The sequence below is a fragment of the Superficieibacter sp. genome (assembly GCF_032071645.1).
GTDB lineage: Bacteria > Pseudomonadota > Gammaproteobacteria > Enterobacterales > Enterobacteriaceae > Superficieibacter.
Genome location: NZ_DAMAPU010000007.1, coordinates 90,750 through 107,300, shown reverse-complemented (window position 1 = coordinate 107,300; position 16,551 = coordinate 90,750). Strand labels below are relative to the sequence as shown.

At 54.4% G+C, this 16,551-nt stretch carries 11 protein-coding genes; 4 read left to right on the top strand and 7 right to left on the bottom strand.

What is annotated here, in order from left to right; all coding sequences use genetic code 11:
- Nucleotides 1–24: 24 nt before the first annotated feature.
- The 6 genes from folA to dapB all read right to left on the bottom strand — a co-directional run bounded on the left by folA (nt 25) and on the right by dapB (nt 7,811).
- Nucleotides 25–504 (bottom strand): type 3 dihydrofolate reductase, encoded by a 480-nt coding sequence (gene folA, locus RT197_RS14585; RefSeq protein WP_312951788.1) that lies wholly within the window; start codon nt 502–504, stop codon nt 25–27.
- A 224-nt stretch (nt 505–728) separates the two neighbouring features.
- Nucleotides 729–962 (bottom strand): YgdI/YgdR family lipoprotein, encoded by a 234-nt coding sequence (locus tag RT197_RS14580; protein WP_312951786.1) that lies wholly within the window; start codon nt 960–962, stop codon nt 729–731.
- A gap of 135 nt (nt 963–1,097) precedes the next feature.
- Nucleotides 1,098–1,955, bottom strand: coding sequence for a hypothetical protein (locus RT197_RS14575; RefSeq protein ID WP_312951785.1), 858 nt, complete (start codon nt 1,953–1,955; stop codon nt 1,098–1,100).
- Nucleotides 1,956–2,141: 186 nt separating this feature from the next.
- Nucleotides 2,142–5,366: a carbamoyl-phosphate synthase large subunit gene (gene carB / locus RT197_RS14570; RefSeq protein WP_312951784.1), complete on the bottom strand. Its 3,225-nt coding sequence runs from the start codon at nt 5,364–5,366 to the stop codon at nt 2,142–2,144.
- Between the two features lie 18 nt (nt 5,367–5,384).
- Complete coding sequence (carA, locus tag RT197_RS14565; protein WP_312951783.1) at nt 5,385–6,533, bottom strand: glutamine-hydrolyzing carbamoyl-phosphate synthase small subunit; 1,149 nt, start codon at nt 6,531–6,533, stop codon at nt 5,385–5,387.
- 456 nt (nt 6,534–6,989) lie between these two features.
- A complete protein-coding gene (gene dapB / locus RT197_RS14560; protein ID WP_312951781.1) occupies nt 6,990–7,811 on the bottom strand; it encodes a 4-hydroxy-tetrahydrodipicolinate reductase in 822 nt (273 codons plus the stop codon).
- Between the two features lie 379 nt (nt 7,812–8,190).
- Here dapB and RT197_RS14555 point away from each other — a divergent pair, with 379 nt between their 5' ends.
- Nucleotides 8,191–8,853: an SIS domain-containing protein gene (locus tag RT197_RS14555; protein WP_312951779.1), complete on the top strand. Its 663-nt coding sequence runs from the start codon at nt 8,191–8,193 to the stop codon at nt 8,851–8,853.
- A gap of 22 nt (nt 8,854–8,875) precedes the next feature.
- Here RT197_RS14555 and RT197_RS14550 read toward each other — a convergent pair whose 3' ends face one another.
- Nucleotides 8,876–9,670, bottom strand: coding sequence for an SGNH/GDSL hydrolase family protein (locus RT197_RS14550; RefSeq protein ID WP_312951777.1), 795 nt, complete (start codon nt 9,668–9,670; stop codon nt 8,876–8,878).
- A gap of 446 nt (nt 9,671–10,116) precedes the next feature.
- Here RT197_RS14550 and RT197_RS14545 point away from each other — a divergent pair, with 446 nt between their 5' ends.
- Genes RT197_RS14545 through RT197_RS14535 form a run of 3 tightly spaced genes read left to right on the top strand, consistent with a single transcriptional unit; the run spans nt 10,117 to nt 16,497 of the window.
- Nucleotides 10,117–12,075 carry a fructose-specific PTS transporter subunit EIIC gene (locus RT197_RS14545; RefSeq protein ID WP_312951775.1) on the top strand — a complete coding sequence of 653 codons (1,959 nt, stop codon included), beginning with the start codon at nt 10,117–10,119 and terminating at the stop codon, nt 12,073–12,075.
- A gap of 17 nt (nt 12,076–12,092) precedes the next feature.
- A complete protein-coding gene (locus RT197_RS14540) occupies nt 12,093–14,756 on the top strand; it encodes a glycoside hydrolase family 38 C-terminal domain-containing protein (RefSeq protein ID WP_312951773.1) in 2,664 nt (887 codons plus the stop codon).
- A complete protein-coding gene (locus RT197_RS14535; protein ID WP_312951772.1) occupies nt 14,749–16,497 on the top strand; it encodes a class I mannose-6-phosphate isomerase in 1,749 nt (582 codons plus the stop codon). Before RT197_RS14540 ends, RT197_RS14535 begins: the two co-directional genes overlap by 8 nt.
- Nucleotides 16,498–16,551: the final 54 nt, after the last annotated feature.

Genomic DNA, 16,551 nt, shown 5'->3' with positions numbered 1-16,551 from the left:
ACATCCGCCGCCGGGAACACGGGCTTATCGCCGTTCGAGGATCTCAAAGCAGTAGCTGTGGGAGTTTTGCGCGTCGGCGTCGTGGAATTCGCTGAAGACCGATTCCCACTCGTCCGGCTCGTAGTCCGGGAAATGGGTATCACCTTCCACTTCGGCATCAATATGCGTCAGGTACAGCTTCTGCGCTTTCGGCAGGAACTGCTCGTAAACGCGCCCACCGCCGATCACCATAATCTCTTCGGCATCGCCGCAGGCGGCAATGGCCTCATCCACGGATTTCACCCACAGTACCCGGTCATCTGTGCCGGGCTGGCTGCTGATAACAATATTTTTACGGCCTGGCAGCGGGCGTCCAATGGACTCCCAGGTCAGGCGGCCCATCACCACAGGTTTATTTAAGGTCGTACGTTTAAACCAGGCGAGATCTGCTGGTAGATCCCACGGCATCGCATTTTCCATGCCGATGACGCGATCTACCGCTAACGCCGCAATCAGACTGATCATTAGAAGTTATCCCGGATACAAAAATTGCCGCCACTATACGTAAAGCCTAATCTTTCGTCGACTGGCGGTAGAGTAAAGAATGAGAAAAATTTCTGTTTTGCGGGGTTCTGCACGGCGTTCCGGGGATTCATGTCAGGGACAAACCCAGACCGCGTTAAAGATGCAACATGCAGAGAGGATCATAAAACAACCTGCGCCCACGGGCGTGGGCGCAGGGCGCTGAATTAGTTATCCAGCTCGTTCATGCCTTTAACCTGATCGCGGTTAATCTGCTCGGTTTTACCGGTTTCCGCATTTTCATACGACACCAGACCGGTATCGCTGTCCACTTCCGGCTTGCCGTCGGTCACAATCGTTTTACCATCGGTGGTTTTCACTGCCTGGTTGGATGAACAACCGGCCACGGTGAACAGCGCTGCGGCAGCAAAAATCGAGGACATAAGTAATTTATTGCGCATGGTGTACTCCCTTGCTTTCAGTTGGTTTTCATTATTAACAGGATCAGTTTAGGCTAATTCACTGAATGTGGATGGAAAACCAGAACGTTCTGAAGGCGGGCCTCAACAACGCCAGAGGCCCGTTCGGGAGAGATATTACTCTTTCAGCTCAAGAACAGAGCTCATCATCGTGTGGTTAAGGGTACTCATGATTTCATAATAATGTGAGGTTTCCTGACCACCGGTTTTGGGATTACGCCATTTTTCGCGATTTTGTTTTTCGAATTCGTCGAGCAGATCTTTTTGTTTGCTCGCCGAATCGGCATGAATAAACGCGGTGTAGATTTTTGTCGCCTCCGCCAGATTCTGCTTCAATTCCGGGGAGGAGAAGTTATAGGTAATTTCCGGCGGCTGATAGCGCGACTCGGTGATCCGCGTCAGCTGGCTGTAATCCACAGAAGGCGTAAATTCGTTGGCGTAATACTGGAGGAAATCATCGACCCGGAAGAGTTTGGTTTTGTAATTGTCTTTCGACGTTGAGGACATCGACTCCGGCAGCGCCTCGGTCGGGCCAAGCTCCCAGTCGTAGCTGAATTTATCAATAAACAGTTCGCTGCCCAGATCCTGGAACGGCCCGGTAACGACCTCACCGTTAATGCGGATGGTGTGCACGTCGCTGTTTTCATTGGCGGGCTGAACCCCTGCCGCAACATATTTTTGCACCACCTGAATATAACGGGTGCGGGTCGGGTTAATTAAACCGCTGACGCCGGAACGGGGCCAGGCGTCGAAGACGTTAAACTTGATATTCTCGCCATTCTCCAGCGACAGAGTATGCAGACCCGCATCAAGCTTGATGTTTTGCGTTTCCTGCGCCGGAATGGTTATTTTTTCGTTATCAATGGAAATAGCCAGGGGTTTTGCGGTGGGGTTGTCGATGATGAATTCTTTGCTGTCGCCAAAACAGGCGGTCAGGCTGACGCAGGCACCCAGCAGTAATATTCTTTTAATCACAAGTTTCTCCGTTAACTTTAACAAGGCTAAAACACCTTTAAGGCTAACGATGCTAATGGAGTTGTGAAAAAGACGTTAGAAATTTTAAAATCCCCCTCCTAAAAATGGGGGGCAAAAGTCACAAAACAGCGCTTCCCGGAGATAAAACAGGCCAGCTTATGCTGGCCTGTTTTAACGCATTAATCCTTACTTCTGGATTTGCGCATGCATCTCCTGCACTGACGTCACCTTCTCGGTGGCATCCGCATTCAGCGCCATGGCTGTGGCAAAGCCGCCGTTCAGAGTCGTGTCGTAATGCACTTTGTATTGCAGGGCGCTGCGGCGGATCAGTTTAGAATCCTCAATCGCCTGGCGGCCTGCGGTGGTATTGATGATGTAGGTGTATTCGCCATTCTTGATCCGGTCCTGAATGTGCGGACGCCCTTCATGCACCTTGTTTACCAGCCGCGGGTTAATGCCAGCTTCACCGAGCACCACCGCCGTGCCGTGGGTCGCATCCAGCTCGAAGCCCTGCTTAAGCAGCTTCGCCGCCAGATCCACTACCCGCTCTTTGTCGCCTTCGCGTACTGAAAGCAGCGCACGCCCTTTCTTCTTCATCGTCGAGTTGCTGCCCAGTTGCGCTTTGGCAAAGGCTTCAGCGAAGGTGCGGCCCACGCCCATCACTTCACCGGTAGAGCGCATTTCTGGCCCTAACAGCGGGTCAACGCCGGGGAACTTGTTGAACGGCAGTACCACCTCTTTCACCGAGTAGTACGGTGGGATGATTTCTTTGGTGACGCCCTGCTGGGCCAGCGTTTTGCCTGCCATCACCCGCGCCGCCACTTTCGCCAGCGGTACGCCGGTCGCTTTGGAGACGAACGGCACGGTACGCGCCGCACGCGGGTTGACCTCAATCAGGTAAACTTCGTTGTCTTTCACAGCAAACTGCACGTTCATCAGGCCGCGCACCTGTAACTCAAAAGCCAGCTTCTGCACCTGCTGGCGCATCACATCCTGAATCTCCTGGCTTAAGGTATAGGCTGGCAGCGAACAGGCGGAATCGCCGGAATGTACGCCCGCCTGTTCGATATGCTCCATGATGCCGCCAATCAGCACCATTTCGCCATCGCAGATGGCGTCCACGTCCACTTCCACCGCATCGTCAAGGAAACGGTCCAGCAGCACCGGCGCGTCGTTAGAGACGCTGACGGCGGTCAGGAAGTAGCGGCGCAGGTCAGCTTCGTCATAGACGATTTCCATCGCCCGTCCGCCCAGGACGTAAGACGGGCGCACCACCAGCGGGTAGCCGATTTCTTTTGCTTTCTCTACCGCCTGCTCGATAGCGGAGACGGTGGCGTTGGCAGGCTGTTTCAGCTTCAGGCGATCGACTGCCTGCTGGAAGCGTTCGCGGTCTTCCGCGCGGTCGATAGCATCCGGGCTGGTGCCAATCACCGGCACGCCCGCCGCTTCCAGCGCGCGCGCCAGTTTCAGCGGCGTCTGGCCGCCGTACTGAACGATCACCCCTTTCGGCTTCTCGATACGGACGATTTCCAGCACGTCTTCCAGCGTCACCGGCTCGAAGTAGAGACGGTCGGAGGTGTCGTAATCGGTAGAGACGGTTTCCGGGTTGCAGTTGACCATGATGGTCTCGTAACCGTCTTCGCGCAGCGCCAGCGAGGCGTGGACGCAGCAGTAGTCAAACTCAATGCCCTGGCCGATACGATTCGGGCCGCCGCCGAGGACCATGATTTTGTCACGATCCTGCGTTGGGTTTGCCTCGCACTCTTCTTCATACGTCGAGTACATGTAGGCGGTGTCGGTGGCAAATTCCGCCGCGCAGGTATCCACGCGCTTGTAAACCGGGTGCAGGTCAAACTGTTCGCGCAGCTTGCGTACTTCCGCTTCGCGCACGCCTGCCAGCGTCGCCAGACGGGCATCGGCAAAGCCTTTACGTTTTAACTGGCGCAGGAATTCGGCGTTGAGACCGTTAATCCCCACTTCCGTTACCTTCTCTTCCAGCCGCACCAGTTCTTCGATTTGCACCAGGAACCAGCGGTCAATGTTGGTCAGGTTAAAGACGCCATCCACCGACAGCCCGGCACGGAACGCGTCGGCGATGTACCAGATCCGCTCCGCGCCCGCGTCTTTCAGCTCGCGGCGGATTTTGGTCAGCGCTTCCGGGTCGTCAAGGCTCACTTTCGGGTCGAAGCCGGTTGCGCCCACTTCCAGCCCGCGCAGCGCTTTTTGCAGCGACTCCTGCTGGGTGCGACCAATCGCCATCACTTCCCCGACCGATTTCATCTGGGTCGTCAGGCGGTCATTCGCCCCCACAAATTTTTCGAAGTTGAAGCGCGGGATTTTGGTCACCACGTAATCGATGGACGGTTCAAACGAGGCCGGAGTCCGCCCGCCGGTAATATCGTTCATCAGTTCGTCGAGGGTATAACCTACCGCCAGTTTCGCCGCCACTTTGGCAATCGGGAAACCGGTCGCTTTTGAAGCCAGCGCCGAAGAACGGGAAACGCGCGGGTTCATTTCAATAACAATCAGGCGACCGTTTTTCGGGTTTACCGAGAACTGGACGTTCGACCCGCCGGTTTCAACGCCGATTTCACGCAGTACCGCCATCGAAGCGTTACGCATGATTTGATACTCTTTGTCGGTCAGGGTCTGCGCCGGGGCCACGGTGATGGAGTCACCGGTGTGGATGCCCATTGCGTCGACGTTTTCGATAGAGCAGACAATGATGCAGTTGTCGTTTTTATCGCGCACCACTTCCATCTCGTACTCTTTCCAGCCGATCAGTGATTCATCAATCAGCAGCTCGTTGGTCGGAGAGAGATCCAGACCGCGGGTACAAATCTCTTCAAACTCTTCGCGGTTGTAAGCAATGCCGCCGCCGGTGCCGCCCATCGTAAAGGACGGGCGGATGATGCACGGATAGCCCACGTCGGCGGCAACCGCCAGCGCCTCTTCCATATTATGCGCAATGCCGGAACGCGCGGTATCAAGGCCGATTTTCTTCATCGCCACGTCAAAACGGCGGCGGTCTTCGGCTTTATCAATCGCGTCGGCGGTGGCACCAATCATGGTGACGCCGAATTCTGCCAGCACGCCCTGGCGCTCCAGCTCCAGCGCGCAGTTCAGTGCGGTCTGTCCGCCCATGGTTGGCAGCACCGCGTCCGGGCGCTCTTTTTCGATGATTTTACGCACCACTTCCCAGTGGATCGGCTCAATATAGGTGGCGTCCGCCATTTCCGGGTCGGTCATGATGGTCGCCGGGTTGGAGTTCACCAGAATGACGCGGTAGCCCTCTTCACGCAGCGCTTTACACGCCTGGGCACCGGAGTAGTCGAATTCGCAGGCCTGGCCGATAACAATCGGGCCAGCGCCGAGGATCAGGATGCTTTTTATATCTGTACGTTTTGGCATGGTCTTCTCGGCTCCTGATTATTTAGCGGACTGACGGTACTGCTTAATAAGGTCAATAAAGTGGTCAAACAGCGGCGCGGCATCGTGCGGGCCGGGGCTGGCTTCCGGGTGTCCCTGGAAACTGAACGCCGGTTTATCGGTGCGGTGAATACCTTGCAACGTGCCGTCGAACAGCGATTTATGCGTTACGCGCAGGTTGGCAGGCATCGTCGCTTCGTCGACCGCAAAGCCGTGGTTTTGCGCGGTGATCATCACGGTATTGTTGTCGATATCTTTCACCGGATGGTTGCCGCCGTGGTGACCGAACTTCATCTTCACGGTTTTCGCGCCGCTCGCCAGCGCCAGAAGCTGATGGCCGAGGCAGATGCCAAAGACCGGAACATCGGTTTCGAGGAATTTCTGAATCGCGGTAATTGCGTAATCACAGGGTGCCGGGTCGCCGGGACCGTTGGAGAGGAACACGCCGTCCGGGTTCATTTTCAGCACGTCTTCGGCAGGCGTTTTTGCCGGAACGACGGTCAGGCGGCAGCCTCTGTCCACCAGCATCCGCAGGATGTTGCGCTTAGCGCCGTAGTCGTAGGCCACCACGTGGAACGGCAGCTCGTCGTCTTTTTTGGCTTCCGGCAGTTCGTCCGCCAGCGTCCAGCTTCCCTGATTCCAGCTATAGGCCTCCGGCGTCGTCACTTCTTTTGCCAGGTCCATACCGTTCAGTCCCGGAAACGCTTTGGCTTTTTCCAGCGCCAGCTGTGCGTCCGGGCTATCGCCCGCGATGATGCAGCCGTTCTGCGCGCCTTTCTCGCGCAGCAGGCGGGTCAGCTTGCGGGTGTCGATATCGGCAATGGCGACGATGTTATGGCGTTTGAGGTACGCAGAAAGGTCTTCCGTGCTGCGGTAGTTGCTGGCAATCAGCGGCAGGTCGCGAATGACCAGACCCTGCGCATGTACCTGGGAAGACTCTTCATCGGCTTCGTTGGTGCCGACATTACCAATATGGGGATAAGTTAGAGTGACGATTTGGCGGGAGTAGGAAGGATCAGTGAGGATTTCTTGATAACCGGTCATTGAAGTATTGAAAACGACTTCCCCAACCGCCGAACCCGTTGCCCCGATGGCCCGACCGTGAAACTGGGTTCCGTCTTCCAGAACCAATAGCGCTGACTTAATCAAAACACCCTCCAGAGAATATTCACTCACTTTATTTGCATATTAATTCATTAATACGGCCTGAATCAATGCAAATTTCGTTTACCGGTGGATTTCTGGCAAACGGCGGCATTCTGAAGACAAGTCGCCTCAAAGTCAACTTATGACGCGATTTTTTCTGTCATTTTGCGCCACAGGGTAAGATATCCGAAGATGGGTGATAAAACAGAAGGATAAACCACAGACGAAAACGCTTGCGCAGCGCACCTGGTTAGGTAAAAAACATCAGATACTTTTAACAGAGAGAATTTGCTATAAAAACACACTCTGATAACAATAAAGAAGAGGATAAGACAGTATAAAACCAGTTAAGTTAAAAAAAACCATCAAAGCCCATAAAATAAAGGGACAATAAATTATTGTCCCGTGTAATCAAAAGATTATGATTACCACAACCACATCACGATGGGTAATAAATCACTATAAATCGTGCAAACCGAGCACATCACGCATATCAAAAAGACCGTTTTTCTTCTCTTTCAGCCATAAAGCCGATTTAACTGCGCCATTTGCAAAGGTCATGCGGCTGGAGGCCTTGTGGCTGATCTCCACCCGCTCGCCGATGTCGGCAAACATCGCGGTATGCTCGCCCACGATGTCACCCGCACGCACGGTGGCAAAACCAATCGTGCCGGGTACGCGCTCGCCGGTGTGCCCTTCCCTGCTGTAGACCGCGCACGCTTTAAGATCTTTATCCAGCGCCGAAGCAATAGCCTCGCCCATCGCCAGCGCGGTGCCGGATGGCGCGTCAACCTTGTGGCGGTGGTGCGCTTCAATGATTTCGATGTCGGTATAATCGCCCATCACTTTTGCCGCCTTCTCCAGCAGCTTCAGCATGACGTTAACGCCAACGCTAAAGTTTGCCGCAAAGACAATGGGCACCTGCGCGGCGGCATCATGAATCGCCTGCTTGCCCGCGTCGTCAAAGCCAGTGGTGCCGATGACCATTCCCTTGCCGTGCTGCTGGCAAAACGCCAGATGCGCCAGCGTCCCTTCCGGGCGGGTGAAGTCGATAAAGACGTCGAAATCCTCTTTTACCGCCTCTAAACTGCTCTGTACGGTCACGCCTGACTGACCTGCGCCCGCCAGTTCGCCCGCATCGCTGCCGATAAGCGTGGAACCTTCGCGCTCCAGCGCCGCGCCCAGTTCAACGCCTTCCATTGCCAGCGCAGCCTGAATAAGCTGACGTCCCATACGACCGCCCGCGCCAGCAATGGCGACACGGATTTTTGCATCATGCATAGTCTTACTCTTATGTTAAAAAATGATTACAAAACGTTTTCAGATTACCCAGCCTGCGCGCAGGCTGCCAGCCAAAAACCGCGATAATTAGAAATTTATGTTAACCGCAGAGAGATATCAGCAAAAGACATGATCGGCAGCGGGTCTGCCGGGGTCTTTGCGTCCACCCGCTCGCCGCGGCATTTGTGCATTCTGATGGGTTAATCACATTAATGATCGTAGCAAGATAAGATGATTCCCCCCCTGCGCTATGGCATTCTGGAGGCAAAAGTCGTGTACTACGCGGCGTTTACAGGTCTGTCGCGCGATAACAGCTGGAAAACAGCGCGCCAGAAACACCGGTATTTCTAATCAATTCTGCAAAGGAAGGGCGATCGAAATGGATACTTTTTCAAAGACTGAACGTATTATTTATGAATATATCCTGTGTAATATTCATCGGTTATCAACGCTCTCCGCCAAAACCATTGCCAATAATACTTTTTCCACTACGACCTCAGTGAATCGCGTCAGTAAAAAAATGGGCTATTCCGGGTATACGGAATTGCGCTATAAATATGGAACAGAGCCATCGTCTCAGATTATGGACAACCAGCCTGCGCCCTCAAACGATGAGCGCGAGCTGATTGATATCTGCCGGGAATTAAATAACGGGCAACACATCTATTTATATGCCAGAGGGGCAACGCTAACCAGCCTGAATTATTTATCACGGTTTTTATCTATCGCCGGGATCCCGCACCTGATATTGATCGACATTCATCAACTGGCGTTAATTACCCGGGGAACTATTCTGCTGGTGAGTAAATCCGGCGAAACTGCCGATATTCTGGATATGGCGCGCAACGCAAAACGCAAGAAAATAAAGATTATTGCGATCACGCGCGAAATGTCATCGCTGTCAAAAATTGCCTCTCGTGCCTGGCACGTGGATACGGTGACCGATATGTCTTCACTTTATAAAAGAGAAACGCAGATCCAGCTTTTAAATTTTATCGACAGCATCGGATGCAGACTGCTCAGTACGTCCGATAACGGATAGCCCTTGCGCAAACGCCGCTCGTTCACAGCCCACATATTTGTTGGATCTCATGATAAAAAATCCGATGAATAACCTCATAGCCTTCGGCATTCGGGTGGACGCGATCTTCCAGATAGCGACTCTCGTTTTCTTTATGGATATTCGTTAAGCGCCCAAAGTCGATGAGGTTAAACCCGTAGCGTTTACTGGCGGCTTCCAGAGCGTTGGCGTAATCCAGTAACGTATAGCCGACGGCGTTTGGCAATGCATAAGCCTCACCGCTGCGTTGCGTTAAGTGAGGTGCCTGCCAGCGATACAGCGGCGTCCCCCAGACAATGCGTGCGTCAGGGAGTTTTTTACGTAGCCGGGTGACGACGTAGTCAATCCCGCCCCAGAAAGTATTTAACGCCGTATCACCCTCCCGGCCAATCTGCGTTCCCCAATACCAGTCATTCGTGCCGTGCCAGATAATCACTAAATCGGCGTCGGCGGGGATTTTGTCATCTTTTTTAATCAGCGCGACCATAGAATCAGGTGTACTGGTGGAGAGACCACTGGAGCCAATGGAATAATTATAAATTTGCGCCAGCTGTAATGATTGTTTTAGCTTAGCTTCGTATCCGCCCTTGCCGTGCGTTCCGGTGGAGATACTGTCACCGTAAATTACCGCTTTTCTTAATGGAATGCCGTAACAGTTTATTTGTCGCATGGTCAGGTCCGCTTTATTTTCGCCATGAGCAATGAAAGACGCTGTAGAATTATTTATCTTTTTCTGCTGACACCCTACAATAAACAGGACTGAAATAGCCAGGGTGATCGTTGCTTTTATATTCTTCATATTTACCCACTATTCACCGGGACTAACGAAAAACAGAGTTTAACTATCAGGCAAGGCTAACCCTGCATCCTCCGGGAGTGACACTATTTTATGATACATTCGTTGTATCGCTATACGCTTGACACAAAATGAGGCGACACGCTTATATAAACAGCACAAACCCGGCTACTAAAAATTAACGCACTTTTTATTAACTCATACGAGACAACCATGCAAATAGCAAGTTTCATATATTAATTGAATGAATAAACGTATCAACTTCGCTAATGCAATAGCGCATGAAGCCTGAATGACAAGAGGTCAGGCAAAAAGCTTCACCACCAGCCCATTAATTTAAAAAATATTCGCTATGGCGGATTAATCGCATTAACCCTGACCGAAAAGCGTCATCGATTACTCCGCACAACGAACAAAGACATAAGAAATCGTACCATTTTGGGGGATATATGTTTTTAAGTGACGTGACTTCACAGGAGCTCATTCTCCTGGACCAGACGTGGAACAGCCGCGAAACCATTCTGGAAAATCTCTGTAACCTGTTATTTGAACAAGGGAAAGTCTCCGATAAAGCCGCGTTTCTGCGCGCCGTCTGGGAGCGGGAAAATCTTTCAGAAACCGGATTTGAGCAGGGTATCGCCATCCCGCACGGCAAATCGGCGGTGGTCAGTCAGCCCGCTTTTGCCGTCGCGCGGTTACGCCAGCCAGTCAGTGACTGGCCAACGATGGACGGTGAAGACAGCGTTTCGCTGGTATTTTTGCTGGCGGTGCCCTTTGGAGACGACGACGGGCATCTGCGATTACTTTCAACGTTAAGCCTGGCGTTAATGGATGAAGACAACGTTGCCGCGCTGAAAGCCGCGCCGACCGTTGCGGAATTTCTCGCGCTGCTGGATGCTCACCAGGCTCCCGCAGAAAAAACGCTGGTCAACGATAGCGGTAAAAGCCTTATTGTCATTACCTCCTGCCCGGCGGGAATTGCTCACACTTATATGGCGGCGGAAGCGCTGGAAAAGGCGGGCGCGGCTCGCGGTATTCGCGTTTACAGCGAGAAACAAGGGGCCAGCGGTATTGAGGATGCGGTCAATGAGGCGCAAATTCGCCAGGCCGCAGGGGTCATTTTTGCCGCCGAGCTACCGCCAAAAGGTAAAGCCCGCTTTAACGGTAAACCCTTTATCACCACTTCAGTGTCTGAACCGTTGAAGGACGCCGACGGGCTGATTGACCGTCTGCTGACGCGCCCGGATGGCATCGTGGATGAAGCGGAAAACGGCGATCGCCAGACGGCCACGCAATCGCTCTCCTTTGGCAGACAGCTCTATCAGGGAATTTCCACAGGCATCTCTTACATGATCCCGGTGATCGTCGCCGCGGGCTTAATGATCGGTATCGGGCAACTGCTGGCAAGCACGCTTGGCATTACGGATATCGGTAACAGTGCCTGGGCTACCGATGAGAATACGCTGCTGGTCATTTGTCACTTTTTAACCCTGTACGGCAGCATGATCATGAAGTTTATGTATCCGGTTTTTGCTGCTTATATGGCTTACAGCATTGCAGACAGGCCGGGGCTGGTGCCGGGATTTGTCGGCGGCGCATTTGCCGGTGGCCTGCATTACACCTTCTGGTCGGTCAGCGGCGGCATTCCTTCCGGTTTCCTCGGCGCGCTGATCCTCGGTGCGCTGGCAGGGTTTATCGCCAACTACCTGAATCGCCATATTCGCCTGCATAAAAACCTTCAGGCCATGAAGCCGATGCTTATTGTTCCCGGCCTGTCCGTGCTGGCGATCTTTTTCATCAACTTCTACTTTGTCGATCCGGTTTTCGGCGGCATCAACCGCTTCCTGCAAGAGTTTATTACCGATCACGGTACCTCAAGCACCATTATGCTGGCGACCATTATCGCTGCGCTCACCGCGTTCGATTTGGGCGGTCCGGTAAATAAGTCTGCGGGCGCTATCGCCATCGGCCTGGCGGCGGATCACATCTTCCCGCTCACGTCGCGGGTGCTGGGCATCGTGATCCCGCCGATCGGGATTGGCCTTGCCACACTTCTCGATCGCTTTATCGTCCGCCAGCGGGTGTTTGATGAAAACCAGCGGGTGACCGGCATGACCTCCCTGATCCTCGGCTTTTTAGCCATCGGTGAAGGGGCGATCCCTTTCATGCTCAGGAATCCGATTATCACCATTTCCATCAACATCACCGGCGCGATTATCGGCTCGCTGATCGCCATCGGGCTTGGCTCGGTGCAGTGGTATCCCCTGCCCGCGATCTGGGGCTGGCCGCTGGTACAAAACCTTCCGGCTTATCTTTGCGGCATGGGCAGCGGGATACTTTTCATCGCCTTTGCCAACGTTCTGGTTCGTTACTACTTAATTAAAATCGGCAAAATGACGCTGAATTGATCAGGAGATTAATGGAGATGACGCCAAAAAACGTCTATGTCGTTCCACACTGTCACTGGGATGCAGAATGGTATTTTACCTGTGAGGATTCCCACATTCTGCTGGTCGAGAATATGGATTATCTGCTGAACCTGCTGGAAAGCGATGCAAACTTTTCCAGCTATACGTTCGATGGCCTGGCGGTGGTGCTTGACGACTATTTGCAGGTGCGCCCGGAGAATGCGTCACGCATTGCTGAACTGGTTCGCCAGCGGCGGCTTTATGTCGGTCCGTGGTATACACAGTGTGATTCCCTGTTGATTCGTAGCGAATCGCTGATCCGCAATTTACAGTACGGCATCCGCACCGCCGCGCAGTTTGGTCACAGTATGAACGTTGGCTACCTGCCGGATATTTTCGGTCAGCACGCTTACCTGCCCGCCATCTTTACCGATGCCGGGATTGATTACTGCGTGTTGCAGCGCGGCGTCTATACCGATCAAATCCGTGGCGATCTGAACTTCCTCTGGCGCGCGCCGAACCAAAAAACCGTCGCCACCAACTATATGTATTACGGCTACGGGCCGGGAAAATTCCTCTCGGCAGATGCGGATTATCTTCAGCATCGCCTGTTCCCCATCCTGCAACAGCTTAGCGACATGAACCGCCATACCGATAATCTGCTGCTGCCCTGCGGCGGCGATCAGGTGCTGCCCAACGCGCAGTTCCCGGCTACCGTAAAAGCGCTGAATCAACGGGATACGCCTTATCATTTCACCCTGTCCAGCTATGAAAATTACATGCAGGAAACGTGGTCAGCGCAGACCTTTGACAACGTGATCGACGGCGAGCTGTTTGCCTGCCAGAAATCACGTATTCACCGCACCTGTCATTCCACCCGCTATGACATCAAGCGCCAGACCTGGCAGACCGAGCACCTGCTGCTCGACCAGCTTGAGCCGCTAACCGTGATAGCTAACCAGCTTGGCATTCACTGGCCGCAGCCGCTGATGGAGGAACTGTGGAAAAAAGTCTTTTCTTCCCATGCACATAACGGCATTGAAGCCACCAACGCCGATCCGGTAAACCACAATATCAAACATCGGTTAATCAGCGTCGAACGCTCCGCGCTCAGCCTGATTAACCTGCTGAAAAAGAAAATCAGCCACGGGATCGGCCGTCAGATGGGGCAGAATAATATTCTGGTGGTGTTTAATGGCGACCTTAATCCGCTTAACCGGCTGGTCAGCGCCGTAGTGTTCAGCCAAGGAAAACACCTCTCCCTGCATCGGGGAGAAACCCGCGTTGACTTTACCCTGCTTAATCAACAGATGCTGGATGGCGGGCAACGGGTGATTGTCACGGCCGCAGGCGAGAAGCTGGAAAACGTTGATAACTACTACCGCAGCGAAATTCTGTTTAAGGCTGAGGGCATTAATGGCCTGGGCTATCAGACCTTCGTGGTCGGTGAAGAAGAATCGGGATCGGTGCTGACGCGGTGCCAGCGTCCGTCCATCGAAAACGATCGCTATCGTATCAGCCTGCATAACGGCGAATTAACCCTGGAAAATCTTCAGACCCGCCAGTGCGTTAATAACTTCCTCAGCTTTGTGGACTGCGGCGATAACGGCGATGAATTTGACTTCGCGCCGCTTGAGCACGAACAGCCGCGCGTGGCCCGGAACTTCACGCTGATCGCCTGCGAAGTCAGTCCGCAGGTATGCCGAATGACGCTGGAAGCCACCCTCACGCTGCCGCAAAACATGCAACAGCGGCTGGCGGGCGAGGCGTCACTGCCGATGACCATCCAGACCACGCTGGAGTTGCGCCAGCATGAAGAGTATGTGCGCGTACAGCATCAACTGGAAAATCAGGCCGACGACCACCGTCTGCGCGTCCACCTTAAAACGCCGGTGGACCACCCGCAATACTCCTGGGCCGATCAGGGCTACAGCCTGCTGCGCCGGGATAGCGTCAGCCCGTGGGTGGCGACGTGGCGCGAACAGGGCTTCGTCGAAAAACCGGTACCCATTTACACCCTGGAAAACAGTGTGGTCGTGCGCAATGACCAGCACGTTTTCGGCGTCATCACGCGCGGGATTAAAGAGTATGAAGTGCTGGTGGCGGAAAATACGCTGGCGCTGACGTTATTCCGCAGCGTCGGTTTGCTCGGCAAAGACGACACCCTCTGGCGACCGGGCCGGGCCTCCGGCATCAACAATAAGGTCGTCGAAACGCCGGATGCGCAAATGCATCAGAGCATGGTCTTTGAATACGCGCTGATGATGAACAGCCAGACCGACGATACGGCACTGTTTCAGGCCAGCCATCACTATCGCGAACACTACATGACCTATCAGCTTCAGCAGCTTAATACCTTTGAAGAGCGCCTCGAGCGCTTCACTATTCCGCTGCCTGATACCGGTATCGCGCCAGCCGCAGCCTGGCTAAGCCAGACGAATCCCCACATTCTGTTGAGCATGTGTAAGCCGGGAAGCCATGCGCACGAGTTGATTATCAGGGTGTTTAATCCCACCGATCAGCCACAGACCGCTGACTTTGCATCGCCGCAGGCGTTGCGCTTCTCTGCGCTGACGTTACGGGAAGACACTCGCCAGCCGATAACCGGCGAGGTGGTCATTGCCGCCAAAGATTACCTCACCCTGGCGGTGGAAAGCGTTGCCGGAGGCCGTCATGACTAACATTGCCTATGATAAGTTCCCGGAAATCGTCGTCCCGCACTGTGACGACAGCGTATGGCAAGGCTGGTCAGCGGTGACCGATGCGCTCACCGCCCGGCTTGCGGGTCGGCAGAAAACCGTGCTGGTTATTGACTGCTACCCCGGCGTGCGCCTCGATGAAATGCGCGCCGCGCTGGTTAGCTCCCTGAACGCAACGCTCATGCTGAACGCCGAAACCGCCCGCCACGACGCCGAAGATCTCCACCATTTGCTGGCGAGAAATCTCACCGACGACCGCGTGTTCGGCGTGCTCTCCTGCCACCAGCTCAGCGAATTTTTCGTTGCGGATAAACTGGCTGCCCTTCGCCAGCAAATTGCGGCCTGTCCGCAAGGATTAATCATCGTCTACGGTCCGGGCGCGGCGCTGGTGCATCCGGGAGACATCCTGATCTACGCCGATATGCCGCGCTGGGAAATCCAGCAGCGGATGCGCAGCGGCGAGATGGGTAACTGGGGCGCAGATAATCAGGACGAAGACATGCTTCGCCGCTACAAACGGGCCTTTTTCGTCGAGTGGCGCGTGTTTGACCGGCATAAAACGCCGCTGCTTAAGCGCCTGGATTATCTGCTGGACACCACCGTGGCAAACGAACCGGTGATGATTGACGGCGAGGCGTTTCACGCCGGGCTGCGGCAGGCCACCCGGCAGCCTTTCCGCGTGGTGCCGTTTTTTGACCCTGGAGTATGGGGCGGGCAGTGGATGAAAGAAAAGTTCGATCTCGATCCCGGCGCGCCAAACTACGCGTGGGGGTTTGATTGCGTCCCGGAAGAAAACAGCCTGCTGCTGCGTTATGGCAATGCTCGCCTCGAAATTCCCGCGCAGGATCTGGTCCTGCTGTACCCGCGTCCGCTGCTGGGTGAAAAAGTTCATGCCCGCTTCGGCGCGGAGTTTCCCATCCGCTTTGATTTTCTCGACACCATGGGCGGGCAGAATCTGAGCTTTCAGGTCCATCCGCTGACGGAATACATCCAGCAGCAGTTCGGAATGCATTACACCCAGGATGAAAGCTATTACATCCTCGACGCGGAGCCGGGCGCGACGGTGTATCTGGGGAGACGAACGAAGAGCGATCCTCAGGCGTTGCTACGCGATCTGCACGCGGCGCAGCGCGGCGAAAAAGCGTTTGACGATGCCCGCTTCGTGAACCGGATTGCCGCGTCGAAACACGATCACTTTCTGATCCCCGCTGGCACCATGCACTGCTCCGGCGCAGGCACCGTGGTGCTGGAGATCAGCGCCACGCCCTATATTTTCACCTTCAAACTGTGGGACTGGGGCCGACTCGGACTGGATGGCCTACCGCGCCCGGTACACCTGGAACATGGGGCGCAGGTGATCGACTGGGAACGCGATACCCAATGGGTGATGGACAACCTCGTCAATCGCATTGAGCCGCTGGCAGACGGCGACGGCTGGCGCGAGGAACGCACCGGGCTGCATGAGCGCGAGTTTATTGAAACCCGCCGTCACTGGTTTACCGCGCCGGTGACGCACGACACATGCGGCGGCGTCAACGTGCTAAATTTGATCGAAGGCAGCGAGGCAAAAGTGGACAGCCCCACGGGGGCATTCGAACCCTTTATCGTTCACTACGCTGAAACGTTCATCGTTCCTGCGGGCATCGGGGAGTACCGAATTTCCCCTACCGCTCACAGCGCCAGTGAACAACTGGCAACCATAAAAGCCTCGGTCAGAGCCTAAGCCACGCGGCGAACGGTAGCGGGTGCTGCCGTTCGCTTGTTGTCGGCGTGGTGA